We start from the raw sequence: 20,705 nt of genomic DNA, 5'->3' as shown, positions 1-20,705 counted from the left end.
ACCATAAATGACTGATTATGGAAATCCAGATTCATAAACTGAAAAAATCATTTTCAACCAAAGTTGCAGTAGACATAGACTCATTGGAAATCCCTGACAATACGTTATTAGGCGTTGTCGGCAACAACGGAGCAGGCAAGACCACCCTATTCCGCTTGATGCTCGATTTGCTGAAACCCGATGAAGGTGAAGTACACCTGACATTCAGGATGAAAGACGGATCGACATACGGCACCAACGTCAATGTGGATGAAGAATGGAAAAAATATACAGGAGCATTCATTGATGAAAGTTTCTTGATAGACTATCTTTCTCCTGAAGAATATTTTGAATTCATAGCAAAAATAAGCAACATAACAAAAGAAGAACTGTCGGAACATCTGCAACGTTTCGACGCTTTCATGAATGGAGAAATCATAGGACAAAACAAATTGATAAGGAGCATGTCTGCCGGAAACAAACAGAAAATCGGAATAATATCATCACTCATACATTCTCCCCAGCTTGTAATTCTTGACGAACCGTTCAATTTCCTTGACCCTACGAGCCAGAACATCCTGAAGAAGCTGCTAGTTGACTATAACAAGGAAACCGGAGCATCAATATTAATAAGTAGTCACAATCTGATGCATACCGTAGACATATCAAACAAAATCGTATTGATGGAACACGGCAGAATCATACGCTACATAACTGAGAATGACGAAAATACAAGGAATGAGCTTGAGCAATACTTCAACAAAGATTAACGCGCCTCAGAAATGTGAAGTCTTGTATGATATAGCTCAAGCAGTACCGATTATTAGGTATTTTAATCTATGCATATAAAACTTGTACCATTTTTTTTATACCTTTGCATTATTGAAATAATCCACCGAACAGGATTATCGTAACAGTAGCAGAATCATGAAATTATCAGAATTAAGCACCGGACAGAAAGGCGTCATTGTAAAGGTGTTGGGCCACGGAGGTTTTCGCAAGAGAATCGTTGAGATGGGTTTCATCAAAGGACAAGAAGTAGAGGTTCTTCTGAATGCCCCTCTTCACGACCCCGTTAAATACAAGATAATGGGATATGAGGTGTCTTTGCGCCATACCGAAGCCTCAATGATAGAAATCATCACAGAGAGCGAAGCGAGAAACAAAGACATCGCCAATCCTGACACCACAGAAGAAAACGGAATCTCCGTGGCTTCAAATAGCGAACAAGACACGGAATTCAACAATCTACACGAAGAAGCGCTAAAGAAACGAAGAATCATCAATGTAGCTCTTGTGGGCAATCCGAATTGCGGCAAGACCTCATTCTTCAACTATGCTTCGGGAGCCCATGAAAGAGTGGGCAACTATTCAGGAGTTACCGTAGACGCCAAAGAAGGACGTGCTGAATACAAAGGCTATAACTTCAACCTCATCGACCTTCCCGGCACATACTCTCTCTCAGCCTACAGCCCAGAAGAACTATACGTGAGGCGCGAGATAATCGACAAGACGCCTGACGTTATCATCAATGTAATCGACTCAAGCAATATTGAGAGAAACCTCTACCTGACAACGCAACTCGTGGACATGAACCAAAGGATTGTCTGCGCGCTCAACATGTTTGATGAATTTGAGGAAAGGGGCGACAAGCTCAACTATAAGGTTCTGGGCCATCTCCTGGGAGTACCTATGATTCCTACCGTGTTCAGAACAGGAAGGGGTATAGACGAATTGTTCCAGACCATAATAGACATGTATGAGGGGCAGGATTCCACCTTCAGACACATACACATAAATCATGGCAAAGACATAGAAGAGGGAATTGACCGTGTGAAGCAGCTCATACAGGAAGACGAGCAGATACGATACAAATACTCCACTCGTTATCTTTCCATCAAGTTGCTCGAAAACGACAGCCATGCTGAAGAGTTTATCAAGACACTGCCCAACGGTAATGAGATTCTGAAACTACGCGACAAAGAAGCGGTAAGGATAAAGGAAGAGTGCAAGGAGGACAGCGAAACAGCCATTATGAACGCGAAATACGGCTTCATACATGGTGCGCTCAAGGAGGCTGAATATCAGGAAGGAAACATCGAGGACACTTACCAGACCACGCATGCTCTGGATAAGCTCATAACAAACAAATATCTTGGTTTTCCATTGTTCTTCCTGCTTCTGTACATAATGTTCCAGGTGACATTCTCCTTAGGACAATATCCGATGGACTGGATAGACAGTATGATTGGCGCATTAGGAGGGTGTATAAGCGACACGATGTCTGACGGCCCTCTGAAGGCAATGCTCGTAGACGGCATTATCGGAGGTGTAGGCTCGGTTATAGTATTCCTTCCACAGATACTCATCCTCTATGCCTTCATTTCATTCATGGAAGACAGCGGATATATGGCCAGGGCAGCCTTCATCATGGACAAGCTCATGCACAAGATGGGGCTACATGGAAAATCATTCATTCCTCTGATAATGGGCTTCGGATGCAATGTGCCTGCCGTGATGGCTACGAGAACCATCGAAAGCCGCAGGAGCCGCCTCATCACGATGCTCATATTGCCGTTCATGAGCTGTTCTGCCAGATTGCCTATATACATTATGATAACGAGCACGTTCTTCGCACTGAAATACCGCAGCGCGATAATGATTTCTCTCTATGTGATAGGCATTGCCGTGGCGGTAATCATGAGCAAGGTGTTCAGTCGCTGGCTGGTGAAGAGCGAGGACGTTCCATTCGTGATGGAACTTCCGCCTTACCGTTTCCCTACTTCAAAGGCAATCTTGCGCCATACCTGGGAGAAAGGAAAACAATATCTGAAAAAGATGGGAGGCATCATCCTTGTTGCCAGTATAATAGTGTGGGCATTGGGTTATTTCCCGCATAATGACAAGTTGAACCAGCAGGAGCAGCTTGAGCAGAGCTATATCGGCAGTATAGGAAAAGTGGTAGAGCCCGTGTTCAAGCCTCAGGGATTTGACTGGAAACTGTCAATAGGACTCATTTCCGGTGTAGGAGCCAAGGAGATCGTGGCTTCCACGATGGGCGTACTCTACGCTGGCGATGAGACAGTAGCCGATGATGAAGCCCAGGACACGGCAAAATACAGCAATCTATACCGTAAGATGTCGGCAGACGGGGTGACTCCATTGATAGCATTCTGTTATCTGCTGTTTGTCCTGTTGTATTTCCCGTGCCTGGCTACGATAGTAGCGATAAAGAACGAGTCGGGAAAATGGAAATGGGCTATATTCACAGCCGTATATACCACGGCTACGGCATGGTGTATTTCTGCATTGGTCTACCAGACTGCAAGATTGTTTCTATAAGAAAATCGGTCATTAGGAGAAGCAAAAGACCGCACAAACAGTTATAAAAGACTACCATTTAACGGTCTAATGACCGTTTCGGGATTAAGAAACTAACGTAAAGACAACGGATTATAAATGAAATAGAAACAGGGTGTGTTGATTCATCAAGAATTACACACCCTGTTTTTATTCTGCATACAGTATAGAAATGGCATTAGGCAAGAGTAGTCCTGTTTTTACATCCCTACTCTCACACTCTCAACCCTTCGTCCATAAACTTGCCAAACGGATACTGGTACAGATTATTACAAATCGGTCATTAGTGACAATCAAACGTTCTGATGACCGATTTGGGGATTATCATCACAACAGATCAGTTCTGTCCTGAGAATTGTTTTATCCTTTGCTCTTCAGAGAGTTTGCATATCAGCAATCTTCCATCCTTCTCCGCAACGATATAACCATCCAGACCTTGAACCACAACCTGCTTGTTCTCTGTGGTATGGATAATGCAATTACGAGTTTCAAAAGTGGAAATGCCATTGCCTATCAATGAGTTGCCCATCAGGTCATGCTTGGTCTGAGTCCAGAGAGAGCCCCATGTCCCCAGGTCGCTCCATCCGAAACTTGCAGGACATACGAAAATCTCTTCAGCCTTCTCCATTATAGCATAGTCAACAGAAATGTTTTCACACTCCGGGAATCTCTCGTCAATCACCTTCTGCTCATTTTCCGTTCCGTACACGTCTGCGATACTCTCAAATATATTTGCCAATGAAGGCTGGTAAATCCTGAATGCGTTGACAACGGTCCTCACGCTCCAGATGAAGATACCTGCATTCCAGAAATATCTGCTCTCGGCAATATATTTCTGAGCTGTTTCCAAATTAGGCTTTTCCTTGAAAGAATCAACTCTGTAGATTTCCTTGTTGCGTGGCGAACAGCAGGTCAGATCAGCCTGAATATATCCGTAGCCAGTCTCCGGACGTGTCGCCTTCATTCCCAAAGTGACAATGGAATCCGTCTCGGCCGTGAATTTCAGGCAATTGCCCACAACTCTCTTGAATTCAGGAACATCCATCACAACATGGTCACTCGGAGTGACAACTACATTGGCATCAGGATTAGCTGATTTGATTCTCCAGCTTACGTATGCGATACATGGTGCCGTATTCCGGCGGCATGGTTCACACAAGATATTCTTTGCCGGTATTTCCGGCAATTGCTGTTTCACTATTTCTGCATAATTCTTATTTGTCACCACCCAGACATTCTCTGGCGGACAGATTGTTTCGAAACGGTCGTATGTCAACTGCAACAAAGAACGTCCCACTCCGAGGACGTCGATGAACTGCTTAGGACATTCTGCTGTACTCATCGGCCAGAAGCGGCTGCCCACTCCACCGGCCATTATTACAAGATGGTTATTATTCATATATTTTCAATTTTAGATTTCTGTTGCTAACTTCAATTTCTTGTCCCTACGATATAATCTTGTGTCCGATATATAACTTTTGCAAACTTAATTATTTTTTCCAAAAAAACAAAACAAAACGAAGAAATCAGCATGATTGGAGGCATCTGAAATGTTGGAACAGTATCAACGCACATAGAATTCTGATGTAATATCAGAATACCATTCCGACCTTCTGCCGTCGTTATCCTGCAGGCAATGCTCCTCGTGCTGCATTTCTATCCCACCATGCAAGACATATTCCAGCAGCATCCTCTTGGGGGGCTTCCTTTCCACGGTCCTGATCCGGCACAAGCGAGAGCATCTGAATCCCGACATCCGGGCCTCAGCATCAAAAGAGGGATGGCTGTCGGTAGGGATTACCACAGACAAGCGTCCTTCATCTGAAAGCAGATTCTTCACCGACCTCAACAACACATCAAAAGGGAGCGATGATGAATGCCGGGCTATATGGCGCTTGTCGTCGGGACATCCCAATGAATTGACATAAAAGGGGGGATTGCATACTATCGAGTCGAATTTCTCATCCGCATACTCCGTGCTGAAATCCTGTATAGACTGGTTGAAGAGCTTTATCCTCCCGTTGAAAGGCGAGTTCTCCACGTTGTCCATTGCCTGAAGATGAGCGTCGCGGTCTATCTCCACTGCACACAGTTCAGCATCTTCAAACCGCTGCGCCATCATCAGCGCCAGAAGCCCCGTGCCTGTACCGATATCCAGTATTTTCCTGCCGCCACGAGCCCATGAGCCCAGCAGCGTGCCGTCTGTGCCGACCTTCATGGCACATAAGTCCTGGCGGACGACAAACTTCTTGAACTGGAAATAATTATTTGACATCAGCAATATAAAAGACAGTTATTTCTATTTCAATCCAATGCAAATTTAAGAAAAAAGATTAAAAACGACTTATAAAAGCATTAATATAATTTATGTTTTCAGCATTTATGGTTTTACACACAATATAAATGAAGAAAAATGACTACCTTTGCACCTCTTATTATATAAATAAAGAGACGGATTTCCAAAATTACAGATACAGATTTTCAAAATTATTTAAAATAGAGACCGACAATAACTTATATGAATGCAAAAATAGGAAATGGTATTTCAATGATAGCAGATTTCGATGGTGACATCAAAGAATTGTTCAAGGATCACCCCGAAGGAGAAATACCTATATTGGCAACACGCAACCTCATGATGTTTCCTGGTGTCGTTTCCCCCATACTGGTGGGCAGGGAAACGAGCAAGAAACTCATCAAAGCCGTAGGCAGCAAGAAGAAAGGCAATCAGATCTTCGCCGTTTTCTGCCAGAAAGACATGGAGCAGGAAAGTCCTACGGCAAACGATCTTTATGAATATGGAGTTTACGGCAAACTCATAAAGGTGCTTGAATTCCCTGGAGGTGGCGGCAACAGCACGGCAATCATACAGGGACTCGGCAGATGCCGTCTGGACGACATCACCAAGCGGCGCCCATATCTCAAAGGCCATGCCAGCCAAGCCTCTGAGACAATGGCCGACGAGGGCGACAAGGAATACGCTACTGCGGTGGAAGACCTGCAGAAGAAGAGCATACAGTTCATCATGGGCAATGACGACATCCCGGATGAAGCATCCTTCGCCATGAAGAATATCTCTAACAGATATCTCCTCACAAACGTGATCTGCGCCACCCTGCCCTTCTCCATCGAGGAAAAGGCAGAGCTCATCTATCTGGACTCAATCAAAGACAGGGTGTTCGCCATGCTCAAGATAATAAACCGTGAGCTTCAGCTCCTGGAGCTCAAGCAGAACATACGTTCTAAAACCCGAGAAGACCTCGACGAACAGCAACGCGAATATTTCCTCAAGCAGCAGATCAAGAACATTAAGGAAGAACTCGGAAACGAAGACGGGCAGCCAGAACGCAAGGAACTGCTCGACAAAGCCCAAAAGAAAGCATGGAACGACGACGTGGAGAAGGTCTTCAAGAAGGAACTCGACAAACTCGACCTGCTCAACCCGCAGAGCCCGGAATACAGCGTGCAGCTTACATATCTGCAGACTCTCGTCTCACTTCCCTGGAACGAATACACCATCGACGACCTTGACCTGAACAGGGCAAGGAAAGTTCTTGATACCGACCACTACGGGATGGAAAAAGTGAAGGAACGCATCCTGGAATACATCGCCGTATTGAGTCTGCGAGGAGATTTCAAGTCGCCAATCCTCTGCCTCTACGGTCCTCCAGGAGTGGGCAAGACAAGTCTTGGCAAGAGCATCGCCAAGGCAATGGGCAGAAAATACGTCAGGGTGTCGCTTGGAGGTCTTCACGACGAGTCGGAAATCCGCGGTCATCGCCGCACATACATTGGTGCGATGCCAGGAAGAATCATCAAGAACATCCAGAAGGCAGGAGCTTCCAACCCTGTTTTCATCCTCGACGAAATCGACAAGATAACACAGAACACCGTGAACGGCGATCCCTCGTCGGCTCTTCTCGAAGTACTCGACCCAGAACAGAACAACGCTTTCCATGACAACTACCTCGATGTGGACTACGACCTGTCGAAAGTACTGTTCATCGCTACTGCAAACGACCTGAACACCATCCCGCGCCCTCTGCTCGACCGCATGGAGACAATCGAGGTAAGCGGCTATATCACAGAGGAAAAAGAAGAGATAGCCAAGCGCCACCTCATACCCAAAGAGAAAGACAACACCGGTCTTGGCGACCAGCGCCTCTCGTTCACCAAGCAGGCCACAGAAAAGATCATCGAACAGTATACGCGAGAGAGCGGAGTGCGCCAACTCGAAATCCAGATAAACAAGGCGCTTCGCAAACTCGCATTCATGAAAGCAAGCAAGGGAGAACTCCCGTTCTCGCGCATCACGCCGAAGGAGATAGAATCCCTGCTCGGCAAACCGCCTTTCTATCGCGACATATACCAAGGCAACGACTATGCGGGAGTGGTAACCGGACTGGCATGGACCAGCGTGGGAGGAGAAATCCTCTTCATCGAGACAAGCCTCAGCAAAGGCAACGGCAACAAGCTCACGCTTACCGGCAACCTTGGCGACGTAATGAAAGAGTCGGCTATGCTCGCACTTGAATACGTGAAGTCACACTCCGACGTGCTCGGAATAGACTACCGCATCTTCGACAACTGGAACATACACATCCACGTGCCGGAAGGAGCGACTCCAAAAGACGGCCCTTCTGCCGGCATAACGATAGCCACATCCATCGCCTCAGCCCTCACACAACGCAAGGTGAGAAAGAACACTGCCATGACAGGAGAAATAACGCTGCGCGGCAAGGTGCTTCCCGTTGGAGGAATAAAGGAGAAAATACTGGCAGCCAAAAGAGCAGGCATAACAGATATCGTGATGTGCAGGGAAAACAGGAAAGACATCGAAGAAATACCCGACATGTATCTGAAAGGACTTTCATTCCACTATGTGGAGAACGTGCTCGACGTGTGGGACTTCGCCCTGACAGACGAACTCGTGGACAACCCGACGAAATTCACGATAGAAGAAAAGGGAAAGACCGACAAATGAAACAAGCATCCACAACCGCCTTTCCCTAACATGAATAATACAACAACAGCAACAGAAAGAATATCAAAAAGAAAATGACATTCGAATTAGAACATACCGATCCAGCAAGCGACGCACGCACCGGAACGATTACCACTGCCCACGGCAAGATAAAGACACCCATCTTCATGCCTGTAGGTACATGCGGCAGCGTGAAAGGACTCCATTTCAGCGAACTCAGAGAGCAGGTAAAGGCACAGATAATACTCGGCAACACTTACCACCTCTATCTTCGACCAGGACTCGACACGCTGCAAAAGGCAGGCGGACTACACAAATTCAACACCTGGGACCGCCCCATACTCACAGACAGCGGAGGATTCCAGGTGTTCTCCCTCACGGGAATCAGAAAACTGAAAGAAGAAGGCTGCGAGTTCCGTTCACATATCGACGGATCGAAACATTTCTTCACCCCTGAAAACGTGATGGACACCGAAAGGATAATCGGAGCCGACATTATGATGGCATTCGACGAATGCCCTCCGGGCGAGAGCGACTACCAATATGCCAAGAAGAGTCTCGGACTGACCCAACGCTGGCTCGACAGATGCGTGAAACGCTTCAACGAGACCGAGCCTCTCTACGGCTACGAACAGTCTCTGTTCCCAATCGTGCAGGGCTGCACCTTCAAGGACCTGCGCCGCGAAGCAGCGAAGCATGTTGCCGACAAGGGAGCCGACGGCAATGCCATCGGCGGACTCGCCGTGGGAGAACCCACAGAAGTGATGTATGAGATGATAGAGACCGTGAACGAGATACTGCCGAAAGACAAGCCGAGATATCTTATGGGCGTGGGCACACCTCAGAACATCCTCGAGGCGATAGAAAGAGGTGTGGACATGTTCGACTGCGTGATGCCGACACGAAACGGCCGCAACGCCATGCTCTTCACCTACGACGGCACAATGAACATGCGCAACAAGAAATGGGAAAACGACTTCTCCCCCATCGACCCCGACGGCTGCGACATCGACAGACTTCACTCCAAAGCCTATCTGCACCACCTCTTCAAAGCCCAGGAGCTGCTGGCTATGCAAATCGCAAGCATACACAACCTGAGCTTCTATCTGCGCCTCGTTACCGATGCCAGACACCATATCGAGCAGGGCGACTTCGTGGCATGGAAGCGCTCAGTAATAGACAATCTGGGAAGACGCGTATAAAGGCGGTCTGGCAAGACGCACTTATAAACGACAAGGAAGACGCGTAAAAAAAACAAATGTAAAAGAAAAAGCAAATGAGCATCAAATCTTTGGCTACCAGATTCAAGCAGCGCATGCAGAAAACGGACCATCCTCTCACCTCCCGTCTAAAGTGGCTGGGAGAGCACATGAGGTGGCTCCGCTTCATCAACCCAAGCCGCTACATCAAGATTCTCGACTGGTATATAATAAAGAAGTTCATAGGAACATACATTTATTCCATACTTCTCATCATATCCATCTCGATAGTCTTCGACATCAACGAGAATCTGGCAAAGTTCGCACAGTATCATGCACCCCTCAAGGCGATAGTCTTCGACTACTACATGAACTTCGTGCCATATTTCGCAAACCTCTTCAGTCCGCTCTTCGTATTCATAGCCGTAATCTTCTTCACCTCCAAACTGGCAGGCAACTCAGAGATAATATCAATGCTGGCAGCAGGAGTAAGCTTCAAGCGACTGATGAGGCCATATATGATTTCGGCTTTGATAATCTCGGTCCTCACATTCTATCTCGGTTCCTACATCATCCCCAAAGGCACCATCGTGAGGCAGAATTTCGAGACGATGTATAAGAACAAGAAGAAGAACACGTCGGCCGACAACGTGCAGCTGCAGGTGGGCAGAGGCGTCATAGCCTACATACAGCATTACGACAACGAACTGAAAAAAGGCTACGGATTCTGCCTAGACAAATTCGAGAACAAAAAGCTCGTGAGCCATCTAACAGCCAGCGAAATACAATACGACACAATCTCCGACAGCAAATACCATTGGAAACTCACCAACTGGCGGCTGCGCAAACTGCAGGGAATGCGCGAAAAGATAACCAACGGAATGCAGCGAGACTCCGTGATAATGATGGAGCCGACTGACCTCGTGTTCTCCAAAGGCCAGCAGGAAACATTCACCAGCCCTCAGCTGAAGGAATACATCAGCAAGCAGATAGACAGAGGATCAAGCAACGTAGTGCAATACGAAGTGGAATACCACAAGCGCATAGCCACCTCCTTTGCCTCATTCATCCTCACCACCATCGGACTCTCGCTATCCTCACGCAAGAGAAAAGGCGGAATGGGAATGTATCTGGGAATCGGACTGGCTCTGAGCTTCGGCTACATCATGCTTCAGACAGTATCGGCAACATTCGCCATACAGGCAGACACACCGCCTATGCTCGCGGCATGGATACCGAACATCATATTCGCCGTGGTGGCATACTTCTGCTACCGCAAGGCACCTAACTGATAACAATAAAAAGCAAAAGCCTCCAACAGACAACAAAAAAAGCGATAGCATATAACTGATAACAAAAAGCGAAAGCATATAACTGATAACAATAAAGAAACGTTTTTAGAATAACAACGATATGGATTTCTACGATTTGGATTTGAGCGACAACACTCTTGACGCTCTCGACGATATGAACTTCACCACCTGCACACCCGTACAGGAACAATGTATACCACCCATCCTCGACGGACACGACCTGCTGGGCGTGGCACAGACAGGCACGGGAAAGACGGCAGCCTACCTGCTCCCTATCCTCAGCATGCTCGACGACGGAGGGTTCCCCAAGGATGCCATAAACTGCGTCATCATGAGTCCTACGCGAGAGCTGGCACAACAGATAGACCAGGCTATGCAAGGCTTCTCGTATTATATGAGCGAAGTGAACAGCGTTGCCGTATACGGAGGCAACGACGGCAACCGCTACTACCAGGAGGCTAAAGGAATGAAGCTCGGGGCCGACGTGATAATAGCAACTCCAGGACGACTCATAAGCCACATCACGATGGGAAACATAGACCTCAGCCGCTGCGCATTCTTCGTGCTCGACGAGGCTGACAGAATGCTCGACATGGGCTTCTCTGAAGACATCATGAACATCGCCAAGCTGCTGCCAGACGACTGCCAGACCATCATGTATTCTGCCACTATGCCGCCAAAGATAGAGCAGCTGGCGAAAACGCTCCTCAAGAACCCTACCGTGGTGAAGCTGGCGGTAAGCAAACCGGCAGAAAAGATTCATCAGGCAGCATACGTGTGTCATGAGAACCAGAAGATAAAGATGCTGCAGGAGATATTCAAGAACGAAGAGCAGCAGAGGATAATCATCTTCTCAAGCAGCAAACTGAAAGTGAAGGAGATAAACCGCGAACTGCTTCGTCTGGGCATAAACAGCTGCGAGATGCATTCAGACCTCGAACAGGCGCAGCGTGACGAAGTGATGTACCGTTTCAAGAGCGGACAGACCGACGTGCTCGTGGCTACCGACATCGTGGCTCGAGGCATCGACATCGACGACATATCAATGGTCATAAATTTCGACGTGCCACGCGATGTGGAAGACTACGTACACCGAGTGGGACGCACGGCAAGGGCAAACCGCGACGGCAAGGCGATAACGCTCGTGCGCGGTCTTGAAGTGGGCGACTTCATGAGGATTGAAGAATTCCTCGGTCGCACGATAGAGAAACTCCCTCTGCCCGACTATATCGGCAAGGGACCGGAATACAAGAAGATGAACCGTCCGGCAAGAAACGGTCGAGGCAGCAAGACAAGAGGAAGAAATAATGGTCAAAGAGGAAGGAACAACGTCAAGCGTAATGATGCTCCCAAAGGCAAAGGCGGCGGAAGGAATTCAGACAAAAGGAAAAGCAACAGAACCAAGGAAACCATTGTGACCAATGCTCCTGAAAATTCTCAAATACTGGAAACAAACAAATCCAATGCACCGGTGACAAACAACAAGAAACCACACAAACGCAGGAGAAAGCCTTCTGCCAATAAAACTAACAAAGATTCCAAACAAGACAAATAGTCTTGCACAAATAAAAAAGACGGGTAGTCAAAGCATTCATGGCCGATAAGTCAGACAGAATACTTAGGCTACCCGTAATTATTTGCACCTACGAGAGAAATTACTCCTCTTCCGGAGTGATGAGCTTATAGCCCTTGCCGTGGATGTTTATGATTTCAATCTGGTCGTCATCCTTCAGATGCTTGCGCAGCTTTGTGATGTATACGTCCATCGAGCGGGCGTTGAAATAGTTGTCGTCAATCCAGATAGTCTTCAGGGCGAAGTCACGCTGCAGAATCTCATTGGCGTGGCTGCAGAGCAGAGCGAGCAGCTCATTCTCTTTCGTGGTGAGCTTGGTCTGCTTCTCGCCGATGGTGAGCAGCTGCTTCTGTGTGTCGAAGGTGAATCTGCCGATATGATACAGCGTGTTCTCCTTGTTCTTCTTTCCACGAACGCGTCTGAGTATAGCCTCAATACGGAACACCAGTTCCTCCATTGAGAAAGGCTTCGTGATATAGTCGTCGGCACCAATCTTGAAACCCTCCAGTATATCCTCCTTCAGCGTCTTGGCTGTGAGGAAGATGATAGGCATGTCCGGGCTGCCCTGTCTGATTTCCTGTGCCAGTGTGAATCCGTCTTTCTTTGGCATCATCACGTCGAGAACGCAGATGTCAAACTTTGTCTTCATGAAAGCCTTGTAGCCAGCCTCCCCGTCGGGGCAGAGTTCTGCTGCATAGCCTTTGGCCTGCAGATATTCACGAAGCAACATTCCGAGGTTCTCATCGTCCTCGCAAAGCAAAATCTTAAGCTTGTCGTCCATAATCATATATTTTTATATTAGTATTCTTTTTGTTGAATATTAGTGTTTCACTTGTTTCAGAATCCGTTTCCTTTTTCAGAATCCGTTTCTACATTGTCTGTCCGATGTTGCAGGGGTATACTGCAATAGTGTTGATCACTCGTCGGCTCCTGTCTGTTTTCCGCTTTTTATCTCGGGCAGCGAGATGATGAACGTGGTTCCTTTTCCCCTTTCGCTCTCCACGTGAATCTCTCCCTTGTGGAGTTCTACGATTTTCTTCACGTATGCAAGTCCGAGTCCGAAACCTTTCACGTCATGCACATTTCCCGTATGCACTCTGTAGAACTTCTCGAATATCTTCTTCAGGTTCTCCTTCTTGAGTCCTATGCCGTTGTCTTTCACGGAGAGATACAGCCTACCGCCCTCGTTCCATGATTTTATCATCAGCTCCACTGGTCGGTCCGGATGCTTGTATTTCACGGCGTTGTCGAGCAGATTGAATATCACGTTGGTGAAATGCATCTCGTCCACATATATCGTCGGCTCTTTTGCGTTGAGCTGTGTCTGTATGTGTCCGCCCGTATGCTCCACACGCAATGTGAACGTGTTTGCCACATTCTCTGCCAGGTCATTCAGATCGAGTTCTTTCTTCTTGAAAATCGCCTTCTTGCGGTCGAACATCGACATCTGCAGCACTTTCTCCACGAGGAATCTCAGTCTCTTCGACTCGTCGTTTATCACTCCTCCCAGATGTTTCATCATCACCGGGCTCTTCGTCACGGTATCGTCAGATAGCATCTGTGCCGCGAGCGAAATGCTGCTGATAGGCGTTTTCAGCTCATGGGTCATGTTGTTTATGAAGTCGTTCTTTATCTCCGTATACCTCTTCTGTCTGAATATCACCACGATGGTGAATATGAATGTGATGAGAAGCACTATGGTGAATGCTATCGACGGTATCATGAACTTCACGCTGCTGAAGATGTAGTTGTCCATGTCGGGGAAATGTATCCTCACGATGCCCGACTTGTTGAGCGGGTCGTTTCTGAATAGTGTCTGAGAGTAGCTGTATTCCTCTCCCTCGTCGCTATAGTCGGGACATCTGTATTGCTCTCTTCCGTCCTGCGTTGAAACCGTGAAATGATACGGGATGCTCACTCCGTTGTTCATCAGCTCCGTCTTCAAGTCCTGGTCGAGCAGTTTGAAGTTAACCCTCTCTTTCAGAGGCTTGTCTGAAGCCATGTATAAGATATTGTATACCACCTCGTCGAGCAAAGCCTTCTGATAGACATATCTGTTTTTTATTATCTCCCTCATGGATTTCGTGGCTTCCGAGATGGAGTTCTTGTCGCTTCTCAGTATCATCGCCTTCGGCATCGAGGCGGGTCTCATCGTTATGGTCTTGAGCTCGAACGATGAATACACGTTTCCGTTCTTGTCTGCCACGGCATATTGGTGGCTGTGCTGCACGGTACCGTCCGGATGTCCGGAGCGTGTCCCCACGGAGTCGCTCTTATATGCGCGCCTCTCCGTTTCGTTCACCTCCTTTTCCAGATACTTCAGGGTTTCGTTGAGTTCCAGATTCCGGGCTGCCTGATAGAGGGCTTTGTTCACCGACTCGTCGAGCTGCTCCTTCTTCATCTTTATCATGGCATCCATGTATGTGAGCTGAAGGAAAAGCAGAGCGAGGAATGAAAATCCCATCACGCCAGCAATCAACCATATCGTTTTTTTCTTCATGCCGCAAATATATCCTATATTTAGCATTTGGCAATGGATAAAAGTTAATTTTCTGTTCCTTTTTCTATGTCGTTAACAAATATCGGTGTTTATACTTGACAATTATCAACTTTCGCCAGACATTAAGTATTCAAAATCACGGCAAGCCCTAATAAATGACCGGCATAAAAATCCCAGACGAGGCCATATAAAAGATAGGCATAAAAATCCCAATCAAGACCCTAATGACAAATTAGGATCAGAAACCTCTGTCAGGGCAAAACGGAAAAAGACGGGCAACCAAGTTCTAATTCCTTGATTGCCCGTCATCCGGTTATATATCCGGGGCTTGAAATTCCCGGTCATATCTGTTATCTCATCATCAGGAAATCTCTCTACAGATCTCTTGATGAAGGAGTCGTCATCATCAGATTATCTCTACCGATCTCTTGATGAAGGAGTCAAGCGCCTCGCCCTTTAGCATTCCGTTCTGCAGCAAAGCCAGGTCGATGAGCTGGTGTACCACCTTATTGTCTTTTGCGTGTGCTGCCACAATCTGCTCCTTCTTTGTGCGCTCATCGCTGAGTTTCTTTTCAGTAGCCGTCATGTCGTCTTTCTCCTCCTGTGTCACCTCTTCCGGCTTCTTTGCCTTGCGAGCCTCGCCGAGAGCTGCGAAACGTGCCTGGAGTCCCTTTATCTCTGCCACTACAGGTTTGAGCTCCTCTTCACATTCCTTCTCGCTCTTTTCGAGCACCGCCTTCACGAGTCTGTGGTCGGTGTTGAGCACGATGCTGTAGGCGTCTGGCATCTGGGCATAGAAGTTCATTCCGCTCTGGAATTTGCTTATGTCCTTCATTCTGCGCATATACTCGTTCTGGGTTATCACTACCGGCTGTGCGTTCTCTCCCAGGGCACCAGTCTCCACGTTGAACTCGATATGGTCGAGATGTGGCAGCTGGGTGCGGAAGGTAGCTGACAGAATGTCAGTCTGCTCCTGCGTCAGGTCAGTCTTCTTGAGGTCTTCCTTCACGATGAGTCTCTCCACGATGTCGCTGTCTACACGTGTGAAGCGCGACTTCTCCCATTTCTGCTCAAACATGTTCACGCATGGCGTGTCGAGTTGTCCGTCAAGCAGCAACACGCTGTAGCCCTTTGCCTTGGCAGCCTCTATGTATGAATACTGTTCGTCCTTGTCGGTGGCATAGAGATAGATGAGTGTGCCGTCCTTGTCGGTCTGTGCGTCCTTGATGAGCGTCTTGTATTCTTCTGTCGTGAAGTATTTGCCGTCTACGTCCTTGAGCAGTGTGAAGTCCTTGGCGCGGTCGTAGAAGTCCGGCTGCGAGAGCATTCCATAGTTGATGAAGAGCTTCAGGTCGTCCCATTTTTTCTCGAAGTCCTTGCGGTCATCCTTGAAGATTCCGTTCAGTCGGTCAGCCACCTTCTTTGTGATGTATGTCGAGATCTTCTTCACGTCGCGGTCGCTCTGCAGATAGCTGCGGCTCACGTTGAGCGGGATGTCCGGAGAGTCGATCACTCCATGTAGCAAGGTGAGGAATTCCGGCACGATGCCTTCCACCTGGTCTGTCACGAACACCTGGTTGCAGTATAGCTGTATCTTGTTGCGCTGCAGGTCGATGTTCGACTTTATCTTCGGGAAATAGAGTATACCCGTGAGATTGAACGGATAATCCACGTTGAGGTGTATCCAGAACAGAGGTTCGTCCTGCATCGGATATAGCTTGCGGTAGAACTCCTTATACTGCTCGTCAGAGATTGTGCTTGGTGTCTTTGTCCATAGCGGCTCCATGTCGTTGATGATGTTGTCCTCGTCGGTATCCACCTGCTTGCCGTCTTTCCATTCTGTCTTCTTGCCGAATGCCACTGGTACTGGCAGGAACTTGCAGTATTTGTCGAGCAGCGTCTGTATACGGCCTTTCTCGAGGAATTCCTTGCAGTCGTCGTCGATGTGGAGGATGATGTCCGTTCCGCGGTCTTCCTTCTCAGCGTCGGATATCTCAAACTCCGGACTTCCGTCGCAGCTCCATTTCACGGCTTTCGAACCGTCTTTCCAGCTTCGTGTCACGATTTCCACCTTTTTGCTCACCATGAAAGAGCTGTAGAAACCCAATCCGAAGTGTCCGATGATGGCATTTGCGTTGTCCTTGTATTTGTCGAGGAAGTCGGTCACTCCCGAGAATGCGATCTGGTTGATATATTTGTCAATCTCCTCTTCTGTCATTCCGATACCGCGGTCACTGATTGTCAGCGTTCCCTTCTCCGCATCGAGAGACACGCGAACTGTCAGGTCGCCCATCTCTCCTTTGAACTCGCCTCTCTCAGAGAGAGTCTTTAATTTCTGAGTAGCATCCACGGCGTTGCTCACCATCTCACGCAGGAATATCTCATGGTCTGAATAGAGAAATTTCTTGATCACCGGGAAGATGTTCTCGGTTGTTACTCCAATATTTCCTTTCTGTGTCATAATATTTAATTTTTAACTTTTTACTTTGAATGTTTGTTTTCTGACCATGTTTATACAAAAACAATGCCAAAACGAAATACGATGAGATGAGAATGCCAAACAAAATCCTCTCTTCTGATAATCTGAAATACAGGCAAGCCCTAATTACCGATAGGTTTGAGTAACACAATGTGGTTCATCACATAATATAAAGAGGTAATATAAGCAGGCTAAGGAGGTTGTTAAGACAACACAAAGAGGCTACTTCGGCAAGCTAAAGAGACAGTTGGCAATGGGCTGGAACGGTATGCCTCTGACACAGCTATAAAGAAAAAAAGACTAACCGCCCGGCAACAACCAGACAGATAGTCTTTTTATTATTATGTGTCTTGCGGATGTAATCCTCTATGGATTAAGCTGACGAAGGATGCCCCTCATCTTTTATCCACAAATACAGAATCAAGGGGTCTGATGACCCGTTGTGTGTATATTAATATGCGAACAAAGGATAATCCTTCATCACGTTGTTAACGCGCTGGCGTACAGACGCTATCACGGCTTCGTTCTCAGGGTCGTTGAGCACTTCCTCGATGAATTCGGCTATCTTCACCATCAGGTCTTCCTTTGCACCACGTGTGGTGATGGCAGGAGTTCCCAGACGGATACCGGAAGTCTGGAATGCGCTGCGGGTATCAAACGGCACCATGTTCTTGTTCACGGTGATGTCGGCAGCCACGAGAGCCTTCTCTGCCACCTTGCCGGTGAGGTCAGGATACTTTGTGCGCAGGTCTACGAGCATGCTGTGGTTGTCAGTACCGCCGCTCACGATGGCGAATCCGCGCTTTATGAGCTCTTCGGCGAGCTTTGCTGCGTTCTTCTTCACCTGCAGAGCCCACTCCTTGAACTCAGGCTGCAATGCCTCGTTGAATGCCACTGCCTTTGCTGCGATGACATGCTCCAGCGGACCGCCCTGCTGTCCTGGGAAGACGGCGCTGTTGAGCAGCTGGCTCATCATCTTCACCACTCCCTTTGGAGTAGTCAGGCCCCATGGGTTTTCGAAGTCCTTGCCCATCAGGATGATACCTCCGCGAGGTCCGCGAAGAGTCTTATGAGTTGTAGAGGTCACGATATGAGCGTATTTCACAGGGTTATCGAGCAGACCTGCTGCGATGAGTCCTGCCGGGTGAGCCATGTCAACCATGAAGATGGCACCCACCTTGTCGGCGATTTCTCTCATGCGCTTGTAGTCCCACTCACGGCTGTATGCCGAACCACCTCCGATGATGAGCTTTGGCTTGTGCTCGAGAGCGAGCTTCTCCATCTCGTCGTAGTCCACGCGACCTGTTTCCTTGTTCAGGTTATAGCCTATCGGATTGTAGAGTATTCCCGATGTATTTACTGCCGAACCATGTGAGAGGTGTCCGCCATGAGCGAGATTAAGTCCCATGAAAGTGTCTCCGGGCTTCAATACAGCCAGCATCACGGCGGCGTTAGCCTGTGCTCCGGAGTGAGGCTGCACGTTGGCATACTCTGCTCCGAAGAGTTTCTTGACTCTCTCGATGGCGAGTGTTTCAACTTCGTCAACGACCTCGCAACCGCCGTAATATCTCTTTCCCGGGTAACCCTCAGCGTATTTGTTCGTAAGCCACGAACCCATTGCCTGCATCACCTCGTCGCTGACGAAGTTTTCAGATGCGATAAGTTCCATACCCTTGAGCTGACGCTGGTGTTCTCTCTCAATCAAATCGAAAATCTCTTGGTCTCTTTTCATATGTACAAATATTTAAGATGAATATTAGTTGTCTGTAAAATCCATGTTGAAGAAGGCCTTCCTTCAGGTCAAACGAGTTTCACCTCGCTTATCACCTGCTCCTTGTCGCAGTAGTGACATTTAATTATGCCGCTGTTCTTGTCAATCACGTGGAAGATGGTGTTCATCGGCTCATTGTTTGTGATGCATTTAGGGTTGTTGCATCTCACGATACCTTTCAGCGTGTCAGGTGTCACCACTTTCTTCTTCTCCACCACCTCGTAGTCTCTTATCACGTTGAGCACCACGTTTGGCGCCACCACTGAGAGGCGTGAGATTTCCTCGTCGGTGAAGAATTTGTCTTCTATCTTTATGATACCCTTTTTCCCGAGTTTCTTCGACGGGTAGTTGTATCCTATGGTAACCGGTGTCTGAAGCTTCTGCAGTCCCAGCAGCGTTGCCACGGCATAGGTTTTCTCTGCCGGTATATGGTCGATGACGGTGCCGTTCTCTATAGCGGCCACGAGTCTTTCTTTCTTGCTCATCATAAGACTTTGTTTATTTTATTATCGTTGTGTCTGCCTCCACTTCTTCGAGGCTTATGCCCAGCACGTCGCAGAGTATCGCCTCTCTGGCATATAGTCCGTTCTGTGCCTGCTGGATGTAGTATGCATGTGGGTTCTCGTCCACGTCGTATGCTATCTCGTTCACTCTCGGCAGCGGATGCAGGATCTTCATGTTCTCTTTCGCCTTGCCGAGCATGTCGTTCTTCAGGATATACACGTCTTTCACTCTCTCATACTCCATGAGGTCTGAGAAGCGCTCCTTCTGCACTCGTGTCATATATATGATGTCAGCCCCTGCTATCACGTCTTCGTTGAAGTCTGTGTGCTCGATATACTTTATTCCGTGCTGTCTGCAATACAGTTTGTATTCCTCGGGCATCGCCAGCTCCTCTGGGGCTATGAAATGGAACGTAGGGTTGAAATGTCTCATCGCCATGATGAGAGAATGCACGGTACGTCCGTATTTCAGGTCGCCCACGAGGTATATGTTCAGGTTCTCGAGGGTTCCCTGTGTCTTGTAGATTGAATACAGGTCGAGCAGACATTGTGATGGATGCTGGTGAGCGCCGTCACCTGCGTTTACGATAGGAACGGGAGCTATTTCTGAGGCATACTGGGCGGCGCCTTCGATATGGTGGCGCATCACGATGACGTCTGCATAGTTAGACACCATGAGGATTGTGTCTTTCAGCGTCTCGCCCTTGGTAGCGCTCGTAACCTTGGCGTCTGAAAATCCTATCACACGCGCTCCCAGTCGGTTGGCTGCCGTCTCGAAGCTGAGCCTTGTCCTGGTGGACGGCTCGAAGAAGAGTGTGGCTACTACCTTGCCTTTGAGAATCTCACGGTTAGGATGCATTTCGAACGCCTGTGCCATATTCATCAGATACATTATTTTCTCTTTCGACAAATCGGCAATGGTTACAAAATCATGTTTTTCCATAAAATGAATTGTGTTTATATTTATCGACTGCGAAGTTAAACAATATTTTTAATTTAACCTTTCAAAGAGTGGAAAAATTATGTTTTTTGACGAATATAACT

At 47.7% G+C, this 20,705-nt stretch carries 14 protein-coding genes; 6 read left to right on the top strand and 8 right to left on the bottom strand.

What is annotated here, in order from left to right:
* The first annotated feature begins 17 nt into the window (after positions 1-17).
* Together CCC32_RS09715 and feoB are read left to right on the top strand one after the other, a co-directional pair.
* Entirely contained in the window at positions 18-749 is a 732-nt protein-coding gene (locus CCC32_RS09715) for an ABC transporter ATP-binding protein (protein ID WP_044064864.1), read from the top strand.
* A 157-nt stretch (positions 750-906) separates the two neighbouring features.
* Complete coding sequence (gene feoB / locus CCC32_RS09710) at positions 907-3,321, top strand: ferrous iron transport protein B (protein ID WP_044064866.1); 2,415 nt, start codon at positions 907-909, stop codon at positions 3,319-3,321.
* Between the two features lie 355 nt (positions 3,322-3,676).
* On the opposite strand, the gene CCC32_RS09705 is transcribed toward feoB, so the two are convergent.
* Both CCC32_RS09705 and CCC32_RS09700 read right to left on the bottom strand, forming a co-directional pair.
* Positions 3,677-4,738, bottom strand: a complete 1,062-nt coding sequence (locus CCC32_RS09705) for a mannose-1-phosphate guanylyltransferase (RefSeq protein ID WP_042517493.1) — start codon at positions 4,736-4,738, stop codon at positions 3,677-3,679.
* A gap of 165 nt (positions 4,739-4,903) precedes the next feature.
* The gene (locus CCC32_RS09700; protein ID WP_287074094.1) at positions 4,904-5,614 is read right to left on the bottom strand and encodes a tRNA1(Val) (adenine(37)-N6)-methyltransferase; all 711 of its coding nucleotides are present in this window, start codon (positions 5,612-5,614) and stop codon (positions 4,904-4,906) included.
* 243 nt (positions 5,615-5,857) lie between these two features.
* Between CCC32_RS09700 and lon the strand changes: the two genes are divergently transcribed.
* From lon to CCC32_RS09680, 4 genes are all read left to right on the top strand, one after another.
* Positions 5,858-8,323 (top strand): endopeptidase La, encoded by a 2,466-nt coding sequence (gene lon / locus CCC32_RS09695; protein WP_278842083.1) that lies wholly within the window; start codon positions 5,858-5,860, stop codon positions 8,321-8,323.
* A 74-nt stretch (positions 8,324-8,397) separates the two neighbouring features.
* On the top strand, positions 8,398-9,525 hold the full coding sequence (tgt, locus tag CCC32_RS09690) for a tRNA guanosine(34) transglycosylase Tgt (RefSeq protein WP_022316952.1): 1,128 nt from the start codon (positions 8,398-8,400) through the stop codon (positions 9,523-9,525).
* A gap of 167 nt (positions 9,526-9,692) precedes the next feature.
* Entirely contained in the window at positions 9,693-10,814 is a 1,122-nt protein-coding gene (locus CCC32_RS09685; RefSeq protein ID WP_287074463.1) for an LptF/LptG family permease, read from the top strand.
* Positions 10,815-10,935: 121 nt separating this feature from the next.
* Positions 10,936-12,390, top strand: a complete 1,455-nt coding sequence (locus tag CCC32_RS09680) for a DEAD/DEAH box helicase (RefSeq protein WP_287074087.1) — start codon at positions 10,936-10,938, stop codon at positions 12,388-12,390.
* Positions 12,391-12,490: 100 nt separating this feature from the next.
* Here the strand turns inward: CCC32_RS09680 and rprY are convergent, their stop codons facing one another.
* The 6 genes from rprY to pyrB form a co-directional block, all read right to left on the bottom strand.
* Complete coding sequence (rprY, locus tag CCC32_RS09675; RefSeq protein WP_042517498.1) at positions 12,491-13,189, bottom strand: response regulator transcription factor RprY; 699 nt, start codon at positions 13,187-13,189, stop codon at positions 12,491-12,493.
* A 135-nt stretch (positions 13,190-13,324) separates the two neighbouring features.
* Positions 13,325-14,908 (bottom strand): sensor histidine kinase, encoded by a 1,584-nt coding sequence (locus tag CCC32_RS09670; RefSeq protein ID WP_287074083.1) that lies wholly within the window; start codon positions 14,906-14,908, stop codon positions 13,325-13,327.
* A 406-nt stretch (positions 14,909-15,314) separates the two neighbouring features.
* Positions 15,315-17,369 carry a molecular chaperone HtpG gene (gene htpG / locus CCC32_RS09665; RefSeq protein ID WP_287074081.1) on the bottom strand — a complete coding sequence of 685 codons (2,055 nt, stop codon included), beginning with the start codon at positions 17,367-17,369 and terminating at the stop codon, positions 15,315-15,317.
* A gap of 469 nt (positions 17,370-17,838) precedes the next feature.
* Positions 17,839-19,119 carry a serine hydroxymethyltransferase gene (gene glyA, locus CCC32_RS09660; protein ID WP_287074079.1) on the bottom strand — a complete coding sequence of 427 codons (1,281 nt, stop codon included), beginning with the start codon at positions 19,117-19,119 and terminating at the stop codon, positions 17,839-17,841.
* Between the two features lie 68 nt (positions 19,120-19,187).
* Entirely contained in the window at positions 19,188-19,643 is a 456-nt protein-coding gene (gene pyrI, locus CCC32_RS09655; RefSeq protein WP_022316518.1) for an aspartate carbamoyltransferase regulatory subunit, read from the bottom strand.
* A 13-nt stretch (positions 19,644-19,656) separates the two neighbouring features.
* Positions 19,657-20,604, bottom strand: coding sequence for an aspartate carbamoyltransferase (gene pyrB, locus CCC32_RS09650; protein ID WP_022316519.1), 948 nt, complete (start codon positions 20,602-20,604; stop codon positions 19,657-19,659).
* Positions 20,605-20,705: the final 101 nt, after the last annotated feature.

It is taken from the genome of Prevotella sp. LMAG:51 (assembly GCF_008680225.1).
Lineage (GTDB): Bacteria > Bacteroidota > Bacteroidia > Bacteroidales > Bacteroidaceae > Prevotella > Prevotella pectinovora.
This window is presented reverse-complemented; position numbering and strand designations above follow the sequence as displayed.